Source organism: Paenibacillus sp. 01T424 (assembly GCF_056398745.1).
In genome coordinates, this window is record NZ_JBFTPZ010000070.1 from 1 (window position 1) to 23,393 (window position 23,393).

Annotated in this window: 16 protein-coding genes and 2 pseudogenes; 13 read left to right on the forward strand and 5 right to left on the reverse strand. The window is 45.4% G+C overall.

Features of this window, described 5'->3' with window-relative positions; all coding sequences use genetic code 11:
- Nucleotides 1-138: 138 nt before the first annotated feature.
- Nucleotides 139-246 (reverse strand): annotated as a pseudogene (locus AC1DPK_RS31995) (hypothetical protein); the annotation flags it as partial.
- Nucleotides 247-737: 491 nt separating this feature from the next.
- Here AC1DPK_RS31995 and AC1DPK_RS32000 point away from each other — a divergent pair.
- The 7 genes from AC1DPK_RS32000 (at nucleotide 738) to AC1DPK_RS32030 (ending at nucleotide 13,570) form a co-directional block, all read left to right on the forward strand.
- Nucleotides 738-3,062: a helix-turn-helix domain-containing protein gene (locus AC1DPK_RS32000; protein ID WP_441875415.1), complete on the forward strand. Its 2,325-nt coding sequence runs from the start codon at nucleotides 738-740 to the stop codon at nucleotides 3,060-3,062.
- 352 nt (nucleotides 3,063-3,414) lie between these two features.
- Complete coding sequence (locus tag AC1DPK_RS32005) at nucleotides 3,415-4,272, forward strand: ABC transporter permease (protein WP_441875587.1); 858 nt, start codon at nucleotides 3,415-3,417, stop codon at nucleotides 4,270-4,272.
- A gap of 2 nt (nucleotides 4,273-4,274) precedes the next feature.
- Nucleotides 4,275-5,171 carry a carbohydrate ABC transporter permease gene (locus tag AC1DPK_RS32010; protein WP_477512781.1) on the forward strand — a complete coding sequence of 299 codons (897 nt, stop codon included), beginning with the start codon at nucleotides 4,275-4,277 and terminating at the stop codon, nucleotides 5,169-5,171.
- 25 nt (nucleotides 5,172-5,196) lie between these two features.
- The gene (locus tag AC1DPK_RS32015; RefSeq protein WP_477512782.1) at nucleotides 5,197-6,789 is read left to right on the forward strand and encodes an extracellular solute-binding protein; all 1,593 of its coding nucleotides are present in this window, start codon (nucleotides 5,197-5,199) and stop codon (nucleotides 6,787-6,789) included.
- An 83-nt stretch (nucleotides 6,790-6,872) separates the two neighbouring features.
- Nucleotides 6,873-10,580, forward strand: coding sequence for an Ig-like domain-containing protein (locus AC1DPK_RS32020; RefSeq protein ID WP_477512783.1), 3,708 nt, complete (start codon nucleotides 6,873-6,875; stop codon nucleotides 10,578-10,580).
- Nucleotides 10,581-10,726: 146 nt separating this feature from the next.
- Nucleotides 10,727-12,472, forward strand: a complete 1,746-nt coding sequence (locus AC1DPK_RS32025; RefSeq protein WP_477512784.1) for a hypothetical protein — start codon at nucleotides 10,727-10,729, stop codon at nucleotides 12,470-12,472.
- 42 nt (nucleotides 12,473-12,514) lie between these two features.
- Nucleotides 12,515-13,570, forward strand: coding sequence for a glycoside hydrolase family 88/105 protein (locus tag AC1DPK_RS32030; RefSeq protein ID WP_477512785.1), 1,056 nt, complete (start codon nucleotides 12,515-12,517; stop codon nucleotides 13,568-13,570).
- Nucleotides 13,571-13,639: 69 nt separating this feature from the next.
- Here AC1DPK_RS32030 and AC1DPK_RS32035 read toward each other — a convergent pair whose 3' ends face one another.
- On the reverse strand, nucleotides 13,640-14,449 hold the full coding sequence (locus AC1DPK_RS32035) for a phytanoyl-CoA dioxygenase family protein (RefSeq protein ID WP_477512786.1): 810 nt from the start codon (nucleotides 14,447-14,449) through the stop codon (nucleotides 13,640-13,642).
- A 106-nt stretch (nucleotides 14,450-14,555) separates the two neighbouring features.
- On the opposite strand from AC1DPK_RS32035, the gene AC1DPK_RS32040 reads away from it, so the two are divergent.
- The gene (locus AC1DPK_RS32040; protein WP_477512794.1) at nucleotides 14,556-15,365 is read left to right on the forward strand and encodes a helix-turn-helix domain-containing protein; all 810 of its coding nucleotides are present in this window, start codon (nucleotides 14,556-14,558) and stop codon (nucleotides 15,363-15,365) included.
- Between the two features lie 100 nt (nucleotides 15,366-15,465).
- Here the strand turns inward: AC1DPK_RS32040 and AC1DPK_RS32045 are convergent, their stop codons facing one another.
- Nucleotides 15,466-15,873, reverse strand: a complete 408-nt coding sequence (locus tag AC1DPK_RS32045) for a hypothetical protein (protein ID WP_477512787.1) — start codon at nucleotides 15,871-15,873, stop codon at nucleotides 15,466-15,468.
- Between the two features lie 188 nt (nucleotides 15,874-16,061).
- Here AC1DPK_RS32045 and AC1DPK_RS32050 point away from each other — a divergent pair.
- Both AC1DPK_RS32050 and AC1DPK_RS32055 read left to right on the forward strand, forming a co-directional pair.
- A pseudogene (locus AC1DPK_RS32050) lies at nucleotides 16,062-16,580 on the forward strand (TerD family protein); the annotation flags it as partial.
- Between the two features lie 63 nt (nucleotides 16,581-16,643).
- Nucleotides 16,644-17,324, forward strand: coding sequence for a vWA domain-containing protein (locus AC1DPK_RS32055; RefSeq protein ID WP_477512795.1), 681 nt, complete (start codon nucleotides 16,644-16,646; stop codon nucleotides 17,322-17,324).
- A 73-nt stretch (nucleotides 17,325-17,397) separates the two neighbouring features.
- On the opposite strand, the gene AC1DPK_RS32060 is transcribed toward AC1DPK_RS32055, so the two are convergent.
- Nucleotides 17,398-18,891, reverse strand: coding sequence for a stalk domain-containing protein (locus tag AC1DPK_RS32060; protein ID WP_441875442.1), 1,494 nt, complete (start codon nucleotides 18,889-18,891; stop codon nucleotides 17,398-17,400).
- A 264-nt stretch (nucleotides 18,892-19,155) separates the two neighbouring features.
- Between AC1DPK_RS32060 and AC1DPK_RS32065 the strand changes: the two genes are divergently transcribed.
- The 3 genes from AC1DPK_RS32065 (at nucleotide 19,156) to AC1DPK_RS32075 (ending at nucleotide 22,392) form a co-directional block, all read left to right on the forward strand.
- Nucleotides 19,156-20,562: a sialate O-acetylesterase gene (locus tag AC1DPK_RS32065; protein WP_477512788.1), complete on the forward strand. Its 1,407-nt coding sequence runs from the start codon at nucleotides 19,156-19,158 to the stop codon at nucleotides 20,560-20,562.
- Nucleotides 20,563-20,830: 268 nt separating this feature from the next.
- Nucleotides 20,831-21,580 (forward strand): phytanoyl-CoA dioxygenase family protein, encoded by a 750-nt coding sequence (locus AC1DPK_RS32070; protein WP_339202781.1) that lies wholly within the window; start codon nucleotides 20,831-20,833, stop codon nucleotides 21,578-21,580.
- A complete protein-coding gene (locus AC1DPK_RS32075; protein WP_477512789.1) occupies nucleotides 21,580-22,392 on the forward strand; it encodes a helix-turn-helix transcriptional regulator in 813 nt (270 codons plus the stop codon). The genes AC1DPK_RS32070 and AC1DPK_RS32075 overlap by 1 nt, the downstream gene beginning before the upstream one ends.
- A 36-nt stretch (nucleotides 22,393-22,428) precedes the next feature.
- On the opposite strand, the gene AC1DPK_RS32080 is transcribed toward AC1DPK_RS32075, so the two are convergent.
- Complete coding sequence (locus tag AC1DPK_RS32080; protein WP_441875454.1) at nucleotides 22,429-23,319, reverse strand: LysR family transcriptional regulator; 891 nt, start codon at nucleotides 23,317-23,319, stop codon at nucleotides 22,429-22,431.
- Nucleotides 23,320-23,393: the final 74 nt, after the last annotated feature.

The following is a 23,393-nucleotide window of genomic DNA, read 5'->3' on the forward strand; positions in this document are numbered from 1 at the left end:
GTAATGACAAGCCCATAGCCATATAACTGTTCTAATCGACGATCCGTATTCAATAAACCAATTCCACTTTGTTCGTTATACTTCCCATTCAACAGTTGCCCCAATTCTTCTTCGTCCATTCTGATTCCATCATCTGCAATCGATATTTCGATGTACTTCCCAGACAATCTCTAAACGTTCAGCAAAACGTTCCTTCTCGATATACAAGTAAGCTTGAACGAGCTCTAGCTCATGTGCAATAGATACAAATTGATTCGTATTTTTGTGATCGGCAGCCTGATCTGAGCGCTCCATGATGGATTGCGTCTCGCAGGGGAGTTCGCAGCTCATAAGAAGTATTCACCAAAAATCATCTTTCGTTTTATCAGCCTTTTGCAAGCTTGATCATACGATCGGCATTTTGAAAATAACGCTTAAACCAATAAGCAGCAAATCTGAGAAAAGCAGCAAGCATATCAAAAGGGTATTAGCCGATTTTTATTAATCCAGTGGATTTGATGATACCCCAGATGATACCTGATGCGACACCCGCAGTTGCTAACAATAATAAAATGGTATCTTCATATTTTGATAATACAATTTTTATAAATATCATCATTAACGCAGTAGACGAGAAAGTCATAATGAATATGAGAAGCACACTAGTAGAAATGATGATACTGGCTATGAATGTATAATGCCAAACTCATATGATGCATATAGTAATGAACAAGCTGCATCCCGTGAGGAGGTTTTGAATGAAATCCAGCATTTCGGGAAAAGTGATGGTCATTTACGGAAGCACATTTCTGCTGATTATTGTCTTAACCTTTTGGTTGTCCTATCGGGGTACGGTTGGTCCGCTTGAGGCGGATCTGACCAATACGAATCTCGCGCTACTCAAGCAAGTAGACCAAAAGATTGAAGTGGCGTTCCGTCAAACCGAGAAAGATTTGCTCGCGCTTATGGAAGAACTCGAATTTGTCTACTTCATGCTGGATAGCTACAATGACGATGCCCAAAAATACAGCAACTATTATGGGCTTACGACAAAATTAAAAAACTTTATTAACGCGAATCCCACATTCTCATCCATTTTTGTTTACTCTGCTGTAAACGGCGATATTTTGACCGAAAAGGCTTATATGAATGATATTTCATCGGTAGACAACTGGCTAGCTGATTATATGGACATGCCGGGTTACTTCAAGTGGATGACGACCCATCCGGTGTGGGATGGAACGACAACTCAAAACGTTGTGACACTGGTGCGCTCCTACCCGACGCTCAGCAGTCCCGGTTATCGCAACGGCATCGTTGCCGTTAACATTAACGAGGTTGTTCTCTACGATATGATTAAATCGGTCTATGAGGAAAGCTCGGCTGGCCATCTGTTTATATTCGACGCAGATGGAAAAGTCGTCAGCCACGATGACAAAACGCTCCTTTACCAAAATTTAAAGCAATTACCCTATATGAAAAACGTACTCTCAGCAGAAGGCAGCGGCTCCCTATCAGTCAAGCTGGACGGGATCCCGCAAACTGTTTTTTACAGGACTTCCGCCTATACGGGGTGGAAAATGGTCAGCATCATGCCGGAATCACAAATTTACGAGCCGCTTCAGATTACCCGCAATCTTTTATTTATATTGGCTGGCGTAATGATCGTTCTAGCGCTAATTGTATTGTTCTACATCAATCGATTAACCTTTAAGCCGCTTGATCGACTGGTCAGCAAGCTTTCAGGGACCTACCAGCCAGATAAGAAGCGCGGATTTGATACGGCGGGATTCACTTATTTGGAGACGGTGTTTGAGCAAATGATGGAGGATCGGGAGCATTTGGAGAAGCATGTGCGGGATTCCAAATCCGTGCTCAAATGGAGACTGATTATGGATATGCTGACCGGCTACCGAACGGACTACCAAGCTTTGCGGCATCACTTTGAATTTACAGGCATTAAGCTCTATTCAGAGCGCTACCTTGTATGTACGGCAGAAATTGCGAAACCAGAAGGCTGCTTAAGCCTGCGTGATGAAACGTTGTATACGTATGTGTTTTGCAACGTGGCGGAGGAGATGATGGGCAAAGAGGATGCTGGAGTCGCAATCGATTTAGGCGGCGGACGAGCGGCGCTTGTCTTTAGCTTCGCAGAAGGCGAAGCGGAACAAAACCATTTGCGCGCGCTCGCAATTTTGGAATGGATACTTGAGGTGATTAAGAAGCAATTCGGATTAGTCGCTACGGTGGGTGTAGGCAGAGGAGTCAAGGAACTCGGCGATATTCAAAGCTCCTACGGCGAGTCGCGCAAGGCGCTCCGCTACAAGATGCTTTTTGGCAGCCATTCCGTCATTTCAATCGAGGATTTGCAACCGCCGGACAGTCAAGACTATTACCGTTTGAATCGGAAGGCAACTCGAATTATGGAGGCGCTCAAACAGACGGATACGGATAAAATAAAGGAGGATGTGCACCAAGCCTTTGAGAAGGCGGTGGGACTAGGCTTGCCTCCTGACCTCATCCGCCAGTTTTCGTTCGATTTAATCGTGAAGGCGCTGCAGGTTGCTGATGCAATCGGAATCGGTCCCGAGGAGTCGATGGGCAACTTGGATAGCATTTATGAGAAGATTGAGCACAGTGAGGATTGGAAGCAAGCAGAGGCCCTCGTCCTCGCTGTTCTTGAGGAGCTAGCTGCTAAGCTTACGAGCAAACGAAGCCTGAGAGGGAAAAATGACACGATTGAGCGAATGCTTACCTACATTCAAGCCCATTACCATGAAAATGATTTGTCGCTCGATCGGCTCGCTGAACAGTTTCATTTGAGCCCAACCTATATTAGCAAGCAGTTTAAAGAATACACCGAGCGAAATTTTATCGACTATCTTATCGAAATTCGAATTGACGCCTCGAAAGCACTGCTCGCTAACAAGGATAAAAAAGTGAACGATATCGCCGAAGCGATTGGATATATGAATACCCGCAGCTTCTTGCGGACGTTTAAAAAATTTACAGGGATGACACCTACAGAGTACCGAGAACATGCCATCAGCAAACAAACAGGGCAAGGCACAGAGCGAACGTAAGACCGGTGGCACACTTCCTAAGCGGAGGCGTTGCCCCGGTTTTTTCCTTGTACTATAAGAATCTATAAGTTTGTTAGCTTATAAAAGGCTTACATTTCTCCGTCAAAGCTACTTCAACATCCAGAAGTTGAAGGGGTTTTTACTTGTAATGGCGGGATTTCTTTCGTGTCACAGCAAAAGAATGAACCTGGTCAAGAAAGGTGACTGGGCCATTTCACAATAAAAGACACCTGGCACAGAACATGTCTATATTCAGCTTCCCGAGCTTTGTGTACGATCGAATTGTAGACGGAACATAAAGGGGGGGAGGACGATTTGGATACGGCTTAAGCGGGATCGTCACTTATATTTGATGCTTCTGCCTGTCATCTTGTTTTATGTCATCTTTAAATACGCACCGATGGCGGGCGAAATTATCGCATTCAAAAATTACCGGTTTATTGATGGAATATGGGGAAGCGAATGGGCCGGTTTTCATCATTTTCAAATGCTGTTCGCAAGCTTGGATTTTTGGAGAATTCTTAGAAATACACTGCTGCTGAACATCTATAGTCTCGTGTTTGGTTTTCCGGTACCTATCCTCCTTGCCTTGCTGCTTAACGAGGTGCGCAGAGAATGGTACAAAAGGACGGTCCAGAACCTGTTGTATTTGCCTCACTTCATCTCTTGGGTTGTGCTGGGCGGTATCGTTATTGCGATCCTATCGCCGAGCACAGGCGTCGTGAATCTGATTCTAAAACAATTTGGCATCGAGCCCGTCTATTTTATGGCGGATTCGACTTGGTGGCCTGTTGTGTATACGTTATCCGGTATTTGGCGCGAAGCGGGCTGGGGGACGATTCTCTATTTAGCAGCGATGGCTTCGATTGATCCCCAGCTTTATGAAGCAGCCAAAATCGACGGTGCAAACAAGCTGCGGCAAATTTGGCATATTACACTTCCCGGCATTCGCAGCACGATTGCTATCTTATTGATCCTTCGGATGGGGCATATGATGGATGTTGGTCTTGAACAAACGCTGGTGCTTCAAAACCAATCCGTGCTGGATGTAGCGGATGTCATCAGCACCTATGTATACCGGGTCGGCTTGCAAAATATGAATTACAGCTACACGACAGCGCTTGGATTATTCCAGTCCTTGATTGGGTTTATTCTAGTCGTAGGCGTTAACGGGCTCATCCGAAAGTTCGGCGAAAGGGGGTTATGGTAACGGTGAAAAGGAATGCTGCCGCAGCTTTTGTGCTGTCATCGATTAGCAAAATCATCCTTTATACGTTTCTTGGCCTCTCGTCCTTAATCGCCCTGTTCCCGCTATGGTATGAGGTGGCGGCATCCTTTAGCAGCAGCCGGGCAATTACAGCCGGAGAAGTGATGCTGTGGCCAATTGAATTCAATCTGTATGCTTACGATCGGCTATTTGATGACGGACAAATTTTGATCGGCTTGCGAAATACGGTCTTGATCACGGTTGTTGGTACCGCGTTGAACATGATCATGACGATACTGGCTGCCTATCCGCTTTCAAGACGCCGCTTGATGGGACGCAGCGGACTGCTAATGTTCGTTACGTTCACGATGTTATTCGTTTCTGGGATCATTCCGAGCTTCATTCTCGTCAAGACACTGAGCTTAATGGACACCTACTGGGCATTATGGCTGCCAGGGCTGATCAGCACGTATAACATGTTTGTGATGAAAACGTTCATGGAAGGCCTTCCGGATGAAATTGAAGAGTCGGCTGCTATGGACGGAGCTGGAGATTGGCGGGTTTTAATGCAGATCATGCTTCCGCTTTGCAAGCCGATTATCGCCTCCTTGTCGCTGTTCTACGCCGTTGGCTGGTGGAACTCCTATTTCAGCGTTCTTCTTTATATAACAAAAACGACGTCACAGTCCTTGATGGTGAAGCTGTATCAGATGATTAATCAAGTGGATGCAAGCCTGCTTAACAATACTGGGGGAAGCGAGGGTGCGGGGCAAATCTTGTTAACGCCCGAAGGCATCAAAGCTGCGGCCATCGTCATTGCGGTCACGCCGATTCTATGCGTATATCCGTTCCTTCAGAAACATTTTGTAAAAGGTGTCTTGATCGGTTCGGTTAAAGGTTAATAAGGAAAAGGGGATGATGTATTTGATGAAATGGAACAAAATTCGTAATTTGATCATGATGGCTAGCTTAATTGTTGTACTGCTGGTTGGCTGCACGGGGAAATCCGAGCCGACTAAACCTTCTGCTGCACCGAATAAGACTGATGCGCCAGCACCAGTGGTAGAGCAAAAGAAAGAGATTAGCGTATCTATCCTTGATCGGGGCGAAGTGTCATCGGAGGAAGGCAGCTATGAAAACAACCGCTGGACGAAGTGGATCAATGAGAATGCTCCTGCAAAGGTGAAATGGGTACCCGTGCCGCGTACGCAGGTACAGCAAAAATTAAACACGCTGATTGCATCGGGCACGGCTCCGGATCTCATATGGGAATATGACCGCAGCTATATCAGCCAGCTCGCTGCGCAGGGCGCGATCCAGCCGATCGACGAATATATCGAAAAATACAGCACAACGTACAAAGCTTATTTGGCTAAGCATCCAGAACTTAAACCCTTCCTAACGATAAATGGAAAAATGTATGCGGTTGCAAGTGCGCGTGGACAAGAAACGATAGCCAATCATGGCATTATGATTCGTCAGGATTGGTTGGATAAGCTAGGTTTGAAAGCTCCGACAACAGTTGAAGAATTAATTGAGGTTGCACGAAAGTTCAAAGAGGGCGATCCGGACGGCAACGGCACGGCAGACACGGTTCCAATCACCTTTAATTACAACGGAGTGCAAATTTTAAGAGCCCTTTTCTTCAATAACGAGAACCAATGGTATCTGGAAGATGGCAAGCTCACGTTCGGACGGATACTGGATCGATATACCGATTCGCTTGCTTTGCAGAAGCAGCTTTTTGACGAAGGGTTAATCGATAAGGAATACATTACGGATACGAATTTTCAGCGCTCGCTGCAGCTTTGGACGACAGGCAAGTCGGGTATTTATCTTGGCTCATGGTCAATGGGCGCAGAGTTTGTTGATTTGAAGAAAAATGTGCCGGATGCAAAAGTGGTGCCTTTGGAGCCTGTCTCTTCGAAGTATGGAAAAAATGGCCTTTATCAGGAAGTTCCGGCCAATATGTATATCGCTTTTAATACGAATATGAAAGAGGACAAAATCGAAGCAGGCGTCAAATTTTTGGACTGGATGCTGGAGAAGGGCTGGGAGCCGCTCAGAATCGGAGAGAAGGACGTTCATTATAAGCTCGTGGGAGAAGTTCCGCAGAAGACCGACGCTGATAAGTTCAAGAAGGAAGTGTTTTATGCTAGAGAGTATGCGATCTTGAACGAATGGGATCCGAAGCCAGAATGGTATGCGGTGATGGCGGCGCAGGATCCGATTTCTCAAGAGCAGGCCGTGCTTAAAGCAGCTGGTCTTGAGATTGCAATGAAAAATAAATACAGACGGGATATTGCCTATAATCCTGATCTGCCTGAGGTAAGCCAACTGATTGCTACCTTCGCTCCGATTGCGCAGCAAATTGAAGCCAAGATCGTAACTGGAGGAGGCGCGCTTACGCCGCAGGCTGGAATGGAGGATATTCGCAAGGAATGGAATCGTTTGGGCGGTGAAAATGTAGAGAAGTTAGTGCAGGAGTGGTATGAAACGAACAAAGAGCATCTGAAGTAGAGGGGAAGGCCCTTCCCGAATGCGGGAGTTACTTTTTCGGGAAGGGTTAATCGCCGATCCGAGTAGCAAAGGATGGATGGAAAATGATGACCATGAAAAAAGTTTTTTCATTATTCCTCGTCTTTGCATTGATCATGACAGCATCTGGTACGCTTGGCAAAAATGAACATGCAGCGGCTGCAGAAGCGGTGGTCGCAGAGCTGCAAGCAGGCGATTATGAAAGCTCCGACGAAGTATGGGACTTCCTGCTGGGCGCCGAATTTCCCGGGGCGCAAGGAAGCTTTACAAGAGATCAGTCTGTATTCAAAACAGGTCTTTCTGCGGCCAAGGTGACTGGCGATTTTAATGGCGGCGGCTCTTACGTTGCACTGGAGCGGTATCTGACGAAACGAATAGTTCCGGCGGATGCGGTAAGCTTATCCTTTTGGGTGAAAACTGCGGATGCTGCATCGATTTATATTGTACTAATGGACGGAACGAACCAAAACCACTCGCAAAGGCTGGTGCTTCAGCCGACAACGGATTGGCAGAAAGTTACCGTGAATGCTTTTAATGCCGGCAGCGAATATACGCACTGGGGAGGCGCCAATGACGGAGCCTTTCATCCGTCACTTAAGAAGATGACGATCAAGGTAGCACGGGCGGGACTGCGCACGGGGCTTAAGAGCGGCTCGGTATGGCTTGACGATCTCCGAATCATGGTGACTGTACCTGATTTAGCCATCGCTCAAACGCAGGTTGGCAACGTATTTGCTGGTGCAAACAAAGGCACTTTTGATGTATTAACGACGGGAGACACCGTCACATGGCAAACCTATGATGCTTGGGGAGAGCCCGGTTCAACTGGAAGCGCGCCGGTTACCGGAGGCAAGATCAGGCTTGAGGTGCCGGTACAATCAGATGGCTATTATCGTTTAAAACTATCAACTTATCAAGCGGGAACTTTGCTTAAAACAACAGAGACGACATTCGCGGCTGTGCCAACGTTTGATTTGGCAGCAGTGACGGCATCACCGTTTGGCGTACAGACGCATTTTGCACATAGCTGGAACCGTGAGATGCTTCCTTTGGTCAAGTATGCAGGAGCCAAAAGCGTGAGGGATGCGATGTTTTGGTCTGAGATCGAGCTAAAAAAAGGCATCTACACCTATAACCCGAAATTTACACTCTATATGGAAGGATTGCTGGAGAACAGCATCGATCCGCTGATGACCTTCGCTTTTTCCAATCAATTTTATGATAATTTTCAAACGCCTTATTCGGCAGAAGCTCACGCCGCCTATGCGAATTATACGAAATCCGTACTGAACCGATTCGGCGGCCAAATCAAATGGGGCGAGATGTGGAACGAGTTCAACCTGCCCGGATTTGGAGGGAATGGGCCGGCTGCATCACAGCCCGATGTATACTTCAATCTAATGAAAGCAGGTTATGAGGCTGCCAAATCGGTGCGCCCTGATCTGAATGTGCTTGGAGGCGCGACCGCAGGCATTCCAACCGAGTGGCTTGAAGATTTGTTCCAGCTCGGAGGGTTAAACTACATGGACACCTTATCCGTACATCCTTACCGTTATCCCGACAAGCCGGAAGGACTGCTTAACGAGGTAAACTCGTTAAATCAACTGGTGAAAACCTATAACAACGGACAGACGAAACCCATCTGGTTCTCGGAAATTGGATGGCCGACGCAGCTTGACCCCCGCGGGGTGGATGAGAAGATGCAGGCTGCCTATTTGATTCGCACCTATGTACTTGGCATGGCAGCAGGAGTGGAGAAAATCTTCTGGTACGATCTGATGGACGACGGAACGGATAAGAAATATAACGAGCATAACTTCGGTATTATTCATAATGGCGGTGATCCGCTCGGCGCGTATACGCCAAAACCGGGTTATGTGGCGTTAGCGACGGTAGCGCGGCAGTTGACTGGCGCAAGCTTAACCGGTCAGGAGATTACGAACGGCATCTATCGCTATAAATTTAAGAAGGACCAGAAATCGATTCATGTGCTTTGGTCAGGGACGGATACCGAAACCGATCTGACTTTGAAAACAAATGGACCGCTGGTCGTAACGGACATGATGGGCCGTTCAGCTACCTATACACCGAAGGACGGGGAAATTTACATTACGGCTTCAAGCGAGCCTCTATTCATCCAAGGGAAAATCGATAAAGTCATTCAAGGAAGCAAATATAGGCTTAAGAGCGAACCTTCCTTTACCGGTGATCCTATCAGCGTAACGTTATCCGTATACAAAGCATCATCTTGGAATCCGCTAAGCGCCCGCATTCAATTGCAAGGATCAGTTCAAAATATACAGGCTTCTTCGGTCGGCACCTATCCTGTCGTATTTCTAGGAATAGGTCAACCTGGCAGCTACACAGCGACGGCGGAGCTTGTCGTTGGCGGCAAAAAAATCGGAGCGTTAAAAAATACAGTGGTGATCAAGCAATCGGAGGAGCTTTCTGTCAAACATGTGCTGAAGGAGGGCAGCAACTTCCTGAGAGTTCGAATCGATAATACAAAACCGGTCGATAGGCGGTTGACACAGATCGATTGGCAGGTGGGTGCAAACACCGAATCAGAAACTTATAATACGGTGCTGCCTGGTTTTACGGATTATACAATTGATCTTCCAATACCGGCACTGCCCGATGGAACTTTAACGCCTCACCAGCTTACCGTCTATTTGGATGATGGCACCGTATTGTCTTCTTCAGGCAACTTGAACAATATCGCTGTCGCAAGTATGACGCCCATCGTTAACCGCACAGTGCAGGTGGATGGGTCGCTGGACGATGTAACCGATCTCCCTGGCATCAACCTGTTTGAGGAAGGCCATTCAAGAGTGGTGCCGCATAATGGGCCGGAGGATTTGAGCGGTAAGCTGTGGGTTACGTATGATAATGACCACCTCTATCTATCAGCAAAGATCCATGACGATCTATTCTCGCAAACCAAATCAGGAGATGCGATTTGGAGCGGAGACAGCATTCAATTCGCTATTTCTTTGGGAACGCCGGGAGAGGCGGCGGAATGGTATGAATACGGAATGGCGCTGACACCAGATGGACCGGAATTATATCGGTGGATGGCGATGAGTGGCGTATTGACCGGACCGGTTACAAATCGCCAGCTCCAGATTACGAGAGATGAAACAAACAAGGATACGATCTACCGGCTCGCATTGCCTTGGAAGGAATTGTCGCCGATTGCTCCGAGTGACGGGATTTTAAGCTTGTCTGCTCTTGTGAATGAGAATGACGGCAATGGACGCAAAGGATGGCTGGAGTGGGGCGGAGGCATCGGGTCCAATAAACAGTCTAAACTATTTAAGCCTATGTTGATCGGCGGGGCTGGATCAGCAAGCGTTAGCGGTGTGACGCTTGACAGAAGCCTACTTGAGATGACTGCAGGTGACCCTGCAGTTGCACTTCTTGCCGCGGTGACGCCAGTGAATGCTGCGAGTAAAGAGGTAACGTGGACAACAAGCGATCCGAATGTTGCGACAATAAATGCAGGGGAAGTTACGCCTGTCGGAGTGGGTACGTCAACGATAACGGTAACGACGATGGATGGTTTATTTACAGCCAGCTGCATCGTTACAGTCACAGCTGCTCCAGTTGTTGACCCGGAGGTTGGGACACCTGTGCCTACTGAAATCGTGGAGCCGGGGTCAACAGAAACGCCAGAACCAAGTGAAACGGAAGTGCCAGTACCTAGTGAAACGCCAGAGCCGGGAAGCTCTGAAGCTGCTCCGAATCCAGTGACTCCGGCGCCAACTGACTAAAGCGCCAACTGACTAAAGCGCCAGAGAACGGAGCTTAATAGATACAGGTTGAAAGGCAGGAGATGAGCAGTTCGCCTTAATGGCGGTCTGCTCTCTGTTACTTCATTGGCGCCAACTAGGATACCGTTATTGAGAGGATGGGATATATGGATAAGACGAACAATCCAATGGATCATAAGCTGCTGCTGCTCGGAAAAATCCATCACTGGGAGCCGTTTTTTGACCCGGAAGTCAACATGCTTGAGCTGCCCTTTCATAGTCCCGGCTACCATACGACGCTTACGGCTGAGGAGTTCCCGCTTGTTCACCCTACATATCCTTCTCTTCTTTATGCACTGGCTTTGCTTGACAGCGGTTTGCCGGATTATAACACACGAGCTTATGAAGTCATACGCAAAGTGATTTCACTGCAAGACCAAAATCCTGCACACAAAACCTATGGCATATGGTCATGGTTTTACGAGGAGCCGCTTGCGAAAATGTCCCCGCCAGATTGGAACTGGGCTGATTTTTGCGGGAAACAGCTCGTTCAAATCGAAGTCCGGCATGGGGACAGATTACCTATGGAACTGCGAGAGCTGATCCGTCAGGCTGTATTCTGCGCATGCGATGCCATTATGAAGCGGGATGTAGGTCCAAATTATACGAATATCGCACTAATGGGTGCTTTGGTCACGCTTATCGCGGGCGAAGCATACGCTGAGCCAGAATTGGCCGATTATGGTATTCGAAGGCTGGAAAAGCTCCATGCATTTACGAATCAGCTAGGGACGTTTCATGAGTTTAACAGTCCGACTTATACGGTTATCGCCATCACCGAACTGTCCAAAATTTATACGATGACGGCGAGCGCTCAGGCTAAAGCGCTTGCGGAAGATTTGCTCGATAGCGCATGGCGCATGGTAGCAGAGCATTTTCATCCGGCGACGAAGCAGTGGTCCGGCCCGCACAGCCGGAGCTACAGTACGCTGCTATCGGATATGGCGAAGTCATTTTTGCAAATCGCTACAAACGATAGGGTTGTTTTTACATTTGAGAATGAACAGCCGTATGATGCGGAGTGGTTTGGGAGCGGGATTTGTTTTCCGCACAAGTATGATCCATTCTTCACACAGTCTGAGGAAAGGCTGCTCCAGCAGCTCTATTCTAGAAATGAACAGACTGGGCAGGAAAAGTGGGCAACAACCTACATGACCCCTTCCTTTGCGATTGGTGTGTCCAGCGAGGAAATTATGTGGAATCAAACAAGGCCGCTGCTTGTTTTCTTAGATAATGGTGGAGAGGCGGCCTATTTGAAGCTGCGTGTCCTGCATGACGGCTATGATTATTGCTCAGCTGTACTGAACAGTAGAGTAGAGGGGAGCAGACTGCTGCTCGGTATCCGTTTTCTAACTGATGGAGGAGATACTCATCCGAGCCTTGATCGAATAAATGGCTGCATAGCTGCATCTGATTTGCGAATTCGGGTAGAGCTTGGCGGTTGCTTGGATAATGTAGACGCGGAAGTGAGCGGGGAAAGAGCGGAGGTTAGAATCGGTGACTGCAAAGTTGCTCTGCGTATTTTGTTTACGGCATTTGGTGCAGGGACGGAGGAGCATGACGATAAACAAAAAGACAATTGGAAGTGGGAGCTCGCGAGGAACAGCAGCAGCTTTTGCTTCGACCATATTTTACATGCAGTAGAGGACAGTACAATTGATTTTGAGAAGATGGGCAAAGCAGCTTTTCTTTTTTCGCTAGTAATTGGTGAAGCAGAGCCGGAAATTATAGTAGAGACCTATGATGATGCTGTAGCAGCTAGATTTTCAAGCAAACAGAATGCTGCCGCAACCAGTGATGATCCTATTAAGCTATCCTTAGCATTGAAGCCTGCAGCATCACCATCAGCATAAAACGGTGAAGCTGCATCATTTTATGGAGGTGGAGGAGCAGGCATGAAAACGAAGTTATCGCGGGAAATAGTGAAGCAGGCGGCTGATCGTGTATATCACTATATGCTGGAGGATCATTCCGGTAGTTGGGGCATGGATTTGAACCATTGGGACTGGGTGCCGGGAGTCGGCGTCATTGCGATGCTGTCTTATTATGAGCTTACAGGTGAATCAGAGACGATGACGGAGTTAATAAAATGGTCGCAAAATAATTTACACCTTGCGGAGAAGATCAGAGTCATTAATGCGATGGCGCCATATACGGTTTTTCCAGCGCTTTATGAGCATACGCATGACCCTGTTTTTTTGGAGACAGCAGAGCGAATTGGACAATGGATGATGACGGCGGCGCCCCGTACAAGGGAAGGTGCCTTCGAGCATACGGTTACGGAAAATGTGAAATTCCCGGAGCAGGTATGGGCGGATACTATTTTTATGGCGGTTTTGTTATTGGCTAAACCTGCGAAACTCACTGGGAATGTGGATTATGCGAAAGAGGCCGTACGTCAGGTGGAGCTGCATTTAACGCTGCTGCAAGATAAGGATACGGGTGTGCTGTTTCATGGCTGGAATTCGGAGGCACGGAACCATCTTTCGGCTGCCCGCTGGACGAGAGCTAATGCGTGGATAGCGGTGGCGGTGCCGATGATAGTAGAAGAGCTGGAAGGTTTAGCAGTTGTTCCGAAGGAAACGCTCGAACGTTATCAATTGCTCATGCGCAGCCTTATTCGCTTTCAACATGAGGAAGGCCTATGGGCAACGGTGCTTGACCGTCCTGAATTTTATTCGGAGACGTCGGGCAGCGCCGGCATTTCTTGCGGCATTGTGAAAGCGGTACGTCAAGGCTTGCTCGATGCGGATTATTTGAATGCTGCCTACCTTGCGGCAGATGCTATTCTTCTTAAAATAAAGCCGAGCGGGGAAGTCATGGGCGTGTCCGGCGGGTCGCCAATCATGCCTTCAATCGAAGCTTACAATGAGATCGCTTGTTATCCAACGCTTTATGGGCAGGGACTCGTACTCATGCTGCTGTCGGAGCTATCGGACATCTCAAGCTGATATAAAAGGACCGTTTGCATCACGATGAGGTGAGCAAACGGTCCTTATGTGTGCCCAGCTTCGGCTTTATCAGACGCTGTCGATAACCATCTTTTTGAGCGGTACCATCGATTCTTCCGGGACATAAAATTTGAATTTATTGTCGCTGATTTGTCCAAGTAGTTGACGGCGGATCGGATCGGGATCCTTTAATAGATGCTCGTCTGCCTGATGATAGTCAATCGGACGCATCCAGATCGGGCTATAGCCGAGAAAGAGCTGCCTTCTTGTAAATTCGGATTGATTGATCGATCCGGCATGCCATAAATTTTGTGCGAAAATAAATACATCACCCGGCTTTCCGCACACTTGTACCTCGCCATCCAATTGCTGGCGCACATCCTTATGGTTCGGATTATAGGGCTGCCTGTGGCTGCCCGGAATAACCTTTGTATTGCCGCGGTTCGGCTGTGCCATATCGCTCAAAATATAACAGACTTTTATATAATAAGTAGCTGTTAAGCCTGCAATAACCGGAAACTGTGGATGAGGGCCGTCTTGATGCCAATCGATAAAGCTGTGGGAAGCCGTCTTTATATCATTTGGATTAGGTTTTCTCACGGTTAGATGAGAAATATGCAGCTGAATATTATGTCCAAGCAAATTAACGATTAAGGGAAGGATTTCTTCGTGATCGATCAATGAGGCAATTTCAGTGTGCCGAGAGACGCTATTATAAATATTATGAGCGAACGTATCTTCCTCCTCTGCAAGGACCTCATCGATAGCTGAATTCAGGAGGGATACCTTTTTCTGTGAAAGTATATCGGGTAAAACCAAGTATCCTTGTTCATGAAAACGGCTCATTAATTCTGGAATATTTAGCGAAGCTGTACGCATTAGCCTCTCCTCCTTCTTGTAATTAATTTTATTATATGCGACAAATTTTCGTTGTATAATGTATAGATTAATCAACTTTCTTGTAAATAATTTCATAAAAGGGATGATGGAATTGGACAAGCCTTGGTTTCGCGAGCCCGAGCTGATTTACCATGTGTTCGTGAAGGATGCTTCGCATTTTCAGAAGACAGAGGATACTTACGATCACTGGGCTTTATTCATTGTTGAAGAAGGCGGCTTTGAGTATAGAATGGGAAATTCGAGGAGCGAGAGAGCTGTAAAAGGGGAGATGGTGCTTTGTCCGCCCCATATGACCTTTTACCGTAAAACAGATGGCTTGTCATTTCATCTCATCGGGTTTCAGTGGCGGAATGCAGATAGCGCTGCCTGGGAGGACAACACCACTTTGCCCCCTACAGGAAAGCTTATTCTGCTGAACAAAAAAAGAATGAGTTCTACACTTTCGTTGCTTCGCGAAGCTCGTTATGTGAAGGATAGTCTGGCGCTGAAATACAAGCAACATCTGTTAAGGGATTTGATGTATGTCTATCAGATTGAAAGCATGAATCGTAAGATAAATTATTTATATAGCGAGAACCAGGTCCTGCAGCGCGCGGTACATATGCTTCAGCAGCAAGCGGAAGAGGGCGTTTCCTTGAAGGCGATCGCGATGGAGCTTGGCCTCAGCCAAGTGCAATTGACCAGGCTGTTTAAGCAGGAATTTCAAACGACACCAAGTTCGTACGCCGCTAATCTAAGAATGGATAAGGTTAAGCTTATGTTAGTTAATTCTTCATTAACGCTTGCGCAAATAGCAGAGCAGTGCGGGTTTACGGATGAGCATCATTTGAGCAAAAGCTTCAAGAAATCGTTTGGCATGAACCCGTCCTCTTATCGGAAAGCTTATACGATTTGAGCGAATCTATTTCGACAATAAATGCCATATAAATTTCCTTAAGGAGCATAAATAAAAAATAACCGCTGGTTTTAACCAACGGTTACCGGACAAGCTGGTATCAATAACAATAATAACGCTCCCAAATTTTGAATGAATCGTCCTTATGCTTATCCCACCAACAGATATCATCCCACCAATCATCATTGTCGAACCAATCATCATTGTCGAACCAGTCAAACCAGCCTTTCTTGTCCCAATCTTTGTCGTTCTTATTTTTACTTGGTTGGTTTGAATGATTATTGTTATTAGGATTCTTGTTGTTGTTTTGCTTATTATTATTGCTGTTGTTGCTGTTGTTGTTGCTGTTGATTGTACTTTTCGTAATGGAGAACACAGACAAGATACTTGATAAGAAACCTTTCTTTTCATCGTATGGTTCTTTACTGGATGCAGCAAATGCGGAAGCAGGATACATACAGATGGTGATCAGCAACGTAAGTGATAAGATTTTTTTGAATTTGGACATGACATCAACACCTCCCGTCCCCGCTCTAATTGCGAACTTAATGTTCGTTATAAAGAATTTTATAATAATTATATCCTTTTGTAAACGAACATTTTGAAAAAAATGGATAGTTTGGAGGAGGACTTTAGCCATAGTTTCGTAGATAATAGAGTGAAGAATACTAGTTAAATCGAAATGGAGCGGGATGTATGTTATTGTCGAAGGGTCAAAAGGTAGATATCACTAGAGGACGCGAACTTACATCTGTGAGAGTTCAATTTGGTTGGACGTCTAGAGAATCATCGATGAGCATCGATGCTGCTGCTTTTCTATTATCTGATCGAAATATCTGCGAGAGAGATGAACATTTTATATTTTATGGCAATCCACAAGCACACGATGGTTCGATTTCGCATGATGTGACAGAGAAGAGCGGTGATAAGGAGGCAATCACGATACACTTGAAGCGGCTGAGTAAAAATACGGAAAAAATAGCTTTTACAGTGACGATTCATGAGGGCGAACGGCTTGGCCATTTTATGCAAAACGCATCGCATTTATATATTCGACTAGTAAATGGAAGTACAGATGAAGAGTTGTTCCGATTTGATTATGGCTTGGCGTTTACAAAGGAAACGGCTGTAGTTGTCGGTGAATTGTATAGATATAACGGTGAGTGGAAGTTTAATGCAATTGGGAGCGGTTTTTACGGAGGGCTTGAAGCGTTATGTACAAGCTTTGGTCTAGAGATTGAGAGGGAAGAAGCAGAGGTAGCAGCTGCTGCAGCCGAAATGACTTTATCATCCATTGATTTGCGGAAAAAGATCGTCCAAATTACGTTGGAGAAGAAAAAATTAACGAGTGTTGCGGCTAGAGTAGGTATTGTACTTGATATTTCAGGTTCTATGCAGTCATTATACAGAAATGGCACCGTGCAGGAAGTAGTGGAACGAATTCTCGCGGTTGCCAGTAAATTTGATGATAACGGGATGCTCGATGTCTGGGTTTATGATACTCATTTTAGCCGATTGCCTTCTGTTTCAGAAAAAGATTTTGATCAATACGTCCAACGAAAAATATTGGATAATAACAACATACATAAGTTTGGGCGCAACAATGAACCTCCAGTTATGGAAGATGTCATTCGTAAATATACGGTGGAAGAGGAAGCGGCCACGCCAGTATTTATTATATTCATTAATGATGGCGGAGTCGTAAAACCGATTAAAAAGGTCATTACTGCCGCAGCGGTTCAGCCGATTTTCTGGCAGTTCGTTGGCATTGGTCATTCCGATTTTGAGGTGTTGAAGCATCTAGACACCATGGAAGGCCGGATTGTCGATAACGCAAACTTTATACATTTGGATGATATAGCAGCTGTATCTGATGAATTATTGTATGATCAGCTATTAAACGAATTTCCGAGCTGGTTGGAAGCTGCGAAAGCGAAGAGGATTGTTAGACCAAATTAATTAGCATTTTTTATTTACAGTAACGACAATGGAAAATCAAAGCCACCAGATCAATAGGTCTGGTGGCTTTTGTTTATTTGCTTATGGAAATAACTCGATTATCAGGATCCCAATCAATTTTACGATCAAGGCCTTCAATAACAAAACGCAAGGGAACCATGGTCATTGTATCAATAATCATCGGAGGATAGTCTAACGTTATCTGCTTGCCATCGATAAACGCTTCTTTCTCTCTAATGGTGAGATTCAGTGTATGGTTAGCATTCGATATGGTCATTTTCCCTTTTACGTATTCCACTTTTGCGCCTAGTTCATTAAATGTACTGCGAAGCGGAACGAAAGTAACGCCTTTGTAAATATAGGGATTAGAAGTGAGYGTTATCGTCTTTCCGTCGAGCTTTACTGTGATGGCTTTCTTCACTTGGCGCAGCTTTGAAACCATTTCACTTGAAGGAATATTCATTTGATTGTAATAGTCCATAATGGTTTCACTGCCTGTTCCATATCCGAATGGTTGTTTAGACCATAGAGTTCCGTCTACCTTCAAAATAATAAAAAAATCTTGATTAAGTGAATGGATCGCAAATTGTTTCACATTTGAAATGCCTGCAATGGGTGATGGATCAACTAAATCTTTAGAATTATTATATAAACCCCATAACGTTCCATCGGAATGAAGTGCTGCGCAGCTAAATGTTCCACAGCTTATATCAGAAGCCGATGTTAGAAGTTTATTGAGTTTTAAACCTTTGTTTATTTCCCACACTGTACCATCCATGTCGAGAACAATCGATTTTTCCCATGTGGCAGAAACTTTTTTAGCATAAATGCCAGGTAGCTTAAATGGACTCATCAAATCTCCTGTATCGCTGCCCCATCCATTGTAATGACCCCAAATCCAAGTTTCTCCTTTCGCATTAATTGCTGCTGAAAGGAAGCTTCCTGCGTGGACGGAGACAATATCTTTTAGTCCAGCAACTTGCTTTGGAATATTTTGTTCACTGACGCGTTTGCGATAATCTTCAGGCTTATAGGCGCTGATGTCCATGCGACCCAATTGACCCAAACCGCCGTTCCCCCATGACCATACCGTGCCATCTGACTTTAATGCTAGATTATGGTCTTCTTTTGCAGCAATATCGATGACATCTGTAAGACCATTAACCATTTTAGGTTTTGTTACAATAGCTTGTGCGTTTGTATCATAGGTATCAAAACCGCTTACGCCATCACCGTTCCCGCCCCAGAACCACACTGTACCATCTTTTTTGAGTGCGAGGCTGTAAAAGCCTGTGACTTGAACTTTAGCAACGTCACTGAATACAGGTACCGCAGCCGATTTGAAACCAATTGTTCCATCTCCCAGTTGACCAGCAAAGTTATTGCCCCATGCCCATACCATTCCTTGATTGTCTAACGCTAATGCTACGTTACCAGCCATTTCGACCTGAGTAAATCCTGTGAGCGAATTGGAACTGCTTTCTGCAGCCTTTAAATTACTGAGAGGTGTTAGTGATAATGCTAATAAAACCGCAAGGCATACTTTCGTGAAAATACGTTTTTTCAAAGGTTAGCACTCCTTTTTTTGCATTTAGGCGATTACAATTGTTTGAATGGGTATTTAATTGGTCCTAATGTATAGATGCCGATGATGTATGTTACATTCTAAACGATAAATTTCCATTTTTTGTTTCACTTTTTTTTCGAAACTTTTGGCCGCGCATAAAAAAATAGCTAATGAATAAATAATTGCCAACTTGTTATATAAGTCATTCAAGAAGAAGAGTACTATTGTAAGGAGAACGAAATAGGAAAGGCGGTTTTGTTGATCATGTCATTTGGCGTTTTTTTGGAGAAAGGTCCTGTGGCTTGGGAAATTATTCAGCAAGTAGACGGAAGAGGTAAGTTTGCGTTATCGGGCACTTGGGAAGTGGACCAGGCAGTGCACATTGGTCCATTCCAAGTGTTTGCAAGAGTGGTTCATGAGAATAACGRTAGAGATGTATTAAGCTGGACACCATGTGAAATGGTGAGTGAGAATGGATGGCGAGTTACCTTACATGTTCCGACTGGTGGTTTATACCGCTTGGAAACTTGCTTGCAGCATGATCAGAATGCGGTACTTGGTTCAGGAGCGATACGCGGAGATATGATCCATCATATCGGTGTCGGAGATTTATGGATCATAGCCGGTCAAAGCAATGCGGCAGGTTATGGAAGAGGAACGGTAGAAGATAGACCGATGCTAGGGGTTCATTTGCTAAGAAATAACGGATTGTGGGATCTCGCAACGCATCCGTTCAACGACTCCACGGCAACAATCCATGAGGTGAATATGGAGTGGGTAAATCCAGCACATAGTCCGTGGCTGCATTTTGGCAAGTTGTTGCAAAATGAGCTCCATTATCCTATTGGTTTCGTACAAACGGCTCTTGGCGGTTCTGCGCTTCGTGCTTGGAATCCTGATGAAGAAGGTCATCTTTATCGAAATATGATCGAAACGGTGCAGCGCTGCGGCGGCAAAGTGGCTGGCGTGGTATGGAACCAAGGCAGTTCCGACTGCAATTCTGAAAGCGCCGATACTTACTTGGAGCGTTTTACAAAGGTTGTTCAATATTGGCGTAAGGATTTGAACATAACTGAGCTTCCCTTTATAACGGTCCAGCTTAACCGCTTCACCAATATTCAAGAAGACAAAGAGCATCACGACAAACAATGGGGGAAGGTGCGCGAAGCACAGCGGCAAGCTGCAATATCCATACCTTCGGTTTCTGTCATACCTTCACTTGATTGTCCAATGTCTGACGATATTCACAACAGCCCTGCAGGAAATTTAATAATTGGGAGCCGTGCGGCGAATATAGCATTGCAAGCGGTTTATGGTTTACAGCGGCAGGCGTACTCGCCTAATTTGGAACATGCCATTTACATACAGGAACATGAATCGAATTCACATGCCATTAAGCTGCGCTTTAAGCATGTATCGGAACGACTATTTGCGATAAATCCACAAGCGGATTTGTTTGGTATAGAGGACGAAGAGGGTGCTATTCTATTGAATGGCTGGACCATTATATCGAGCAATGAAGTGTTGCTTAAATTATCGAGAAAGCCTAGCGGCAAACTTAGTGTTCATGGTGCATATCAGACGAATCCGGCATCTCAGATGCTGATTGATACGGGGACTTATTTGCCGATGCTGGCATTTTACAATGTGGAAGCGGTTGCTGAAATATAAACGATTTTTTTTCAGATTTCAGTGAAAGAAAGCGGTTGGAATAGAAATAGACGCTTATAAATTTGAAGTCAAATAAGCAAGGACTGTTGACCATGCAGGTAATGCTGAGGTTAGCAGTCTTTTTTATAATGACGTATATATCAATTCTAGACACAAAGATGATAATCAGAGCCATTGTTGAAGATGGATTGGCGCAGTAATATACAAGTATAGCAAAACATCTGCAAGCAGCGTCAATCACACTCGAATAATGGAGGGGATTATCATTATGCTTACAACACAAAGCGAACTATTAAAGCCGCTATCTAACGAACAACTGGAGCAATATCATAAAGACGGATTTGTTATCATCAAAAAAGGCTGCAGCGCGGATTTAATCGATGCTTTTAATAGACATATTTATGAACTGCGTTCTACACCGCTTGATGAAACGCCGGATTGGGCACGCACCTCCGAGAAAGCACGCTATTCTACTCGGCTGTTCAACCCGCACCAGCATGACAGCTTCTCGCGACAAGTGATGAAGCTTCCGATCGTTAGGGGTGCTCTAGCTCAGCTGATGGAGAAGGAGGCCGTATGCGTGCAAAGTATGTTCTTCTATAAAGAGCCGGGTTCGCCTGGTCAAGCTGCGCATCAGGACTACTACTATATCAAAAACGATCCAATGACCATGGTTGCCGCTTGGATTGCGATGGAAGAGCAGGTAGATGTACAAAACGGCTGCTTATGGGTTATTCCTGGCACACATAAGCTTGGGCTTCTGCCGCATGGCAAGGTGAAAAATGTCGATGAGCATGAAGAATGGACGGACGAGACAGAAGGCATCGATTTAAATCAACAGATTCCTGTTATTATGGAAAAAGGAGATATTCTTTTCTTCCATGAGCTTTTAATTCATTCCTCTAACCGTAATCGGAGCACTGACCGCTGGCGTCGTTCTTATGTTTGTCATTACATTCGTGAGGATTCAGCAGTTACATTGCGTGAAGATCTGCGCGAGAAATATGCGTTGATTTAATGGCTAATTCTGTAACGTTCAACAGAATCAAATCGGCTTACGCAGGCACAGTTATTTATCCGGCTAACGGTCGTTATGGCCCTCGTGTACAAGAGGATATACAGCTCGTACTGCTGCATTCGGGCGAGATGAGCATTGAGATTGATGATGAAGTTCATGAGATAACGCCTGGGTCTGTCGTGCTGCTAAAGCCTGGGCACCATGAACTGTTTACATTCTGGGGCAAGGGTGAAACCTGGCATCGCTGGATATCCATTCATATTGAGGACTTATCCGAGACGGAAAAAGATTACTTCGAGGAACTTCCGCTATGTCAGCGCATCTCGGAGGAGATGAATCGATTAACAGATTTAATGCTTTCTGTGCAATATGCTCATCCATCCGAAAGTGATCTGCTTCGCAGCTTGGGTATGTCAGCGATCCTGTTATATGTCTCTGAAATGTCGCGGACTCGAGCACTTGAGGAGATTCATCCGTCTATTTTAACAGCGAAAAGTCTGATTCACAGTACTTACTACGAGGAGATAACTTTGACTATGCTCGCGGAGCATGCAGGTGTCTCGCCAGAACATCTTGTTCGATTGTTTCGAATGAGCGAAAAAACGACCCCGATTAAGTACCTTTGGCATTATCGGGTGTTAAAGGCTGTTGAATATTTAACCCATACTGGTTTATCCATTACTGAGATTGCAATAAGATGCGGTTTCAAATCAACCTTCCATTTTGCAAGGATGGTTAAAAAGCAGATGGGGAAGACACCAACCGAAGTAAGGCAGTTCTCATGGAAAGGCAATCAAATCGAAAAAGCATAAAAAAGTTCGCAGTGAATATCCTGCGAACTTTTTTTCTTACTTCTTCTGAAGCTCTGCTTCTATAAAACGAATCCATTCGCGCGAAGCGAAGGATAAGTACTTGTCTTTGCGCCATATCATCGACAATTGCCATGGGATTACAGGCTGAACAACGGAAACCGAAGCAAAACGTTTTTTGTCCAGCTGTCGGCATATGCCCTCAGGCAATAGCGTTACACCGTATTTAGCTGCAATCATTTCCGTCATGAAATCCCATTGCGAGCTCTCAAACACGATTTTGGGCTCGAAGCCTGCTGCTTCACAATGTTCTTTAATTAAATGATGGATCGTAAAATCTTTGCGAAACATAATAAATGGCTCTGATTCTAGCTGCTTCATCTCAATCATGCTCTGACCAGCAAGCTTGTGTTCAGCATGAACAACAAGGCGTAAATTCTCGTTGATGCAGGGAAGGACATGATACCGTTCCACGTCCTTAACGGGAAGAATGACCATACTGAAATCCAGTTCTCCATGGAGAATATCTTGTTCCAAGCTTTTCCCGCCTTGTTCAATGACATGCAATCGAATTTGAGGATAATGAGACAAAAATTTCTCAATAATGAGCGGTAAAAAATATCCGCCTACCATGGGAGGAATGCCTAAGCGCAGCGTTCCTTTTTTTAATTTCACAACTTCCTCAAGTTCACTCGACATATCCTCAAAGGATTGTATAATCTGTTTCGCTGAACGGAGAATCGATAGGCCAGCATCCGTCAATTCGATCTGCTTGGAGGAGCGATCTATCAGCTGTGCACCAAGATCCTCTTCAAGCAACCGTACCATTTTTGATAATGAGGGCTGGGTTACATGCAGCTTGCGTGCGGCTTGTGTGAAGCTGCCCGCTTCAGCAACCGCGACAAAATAATTTAAATGTTTAAGATCCATTTATATTGCTCCTTCAGCTTTAGAGCAGGAATCAATTGATAATCTGCTTTATGAGCACCTATAGTGAAAAGGAA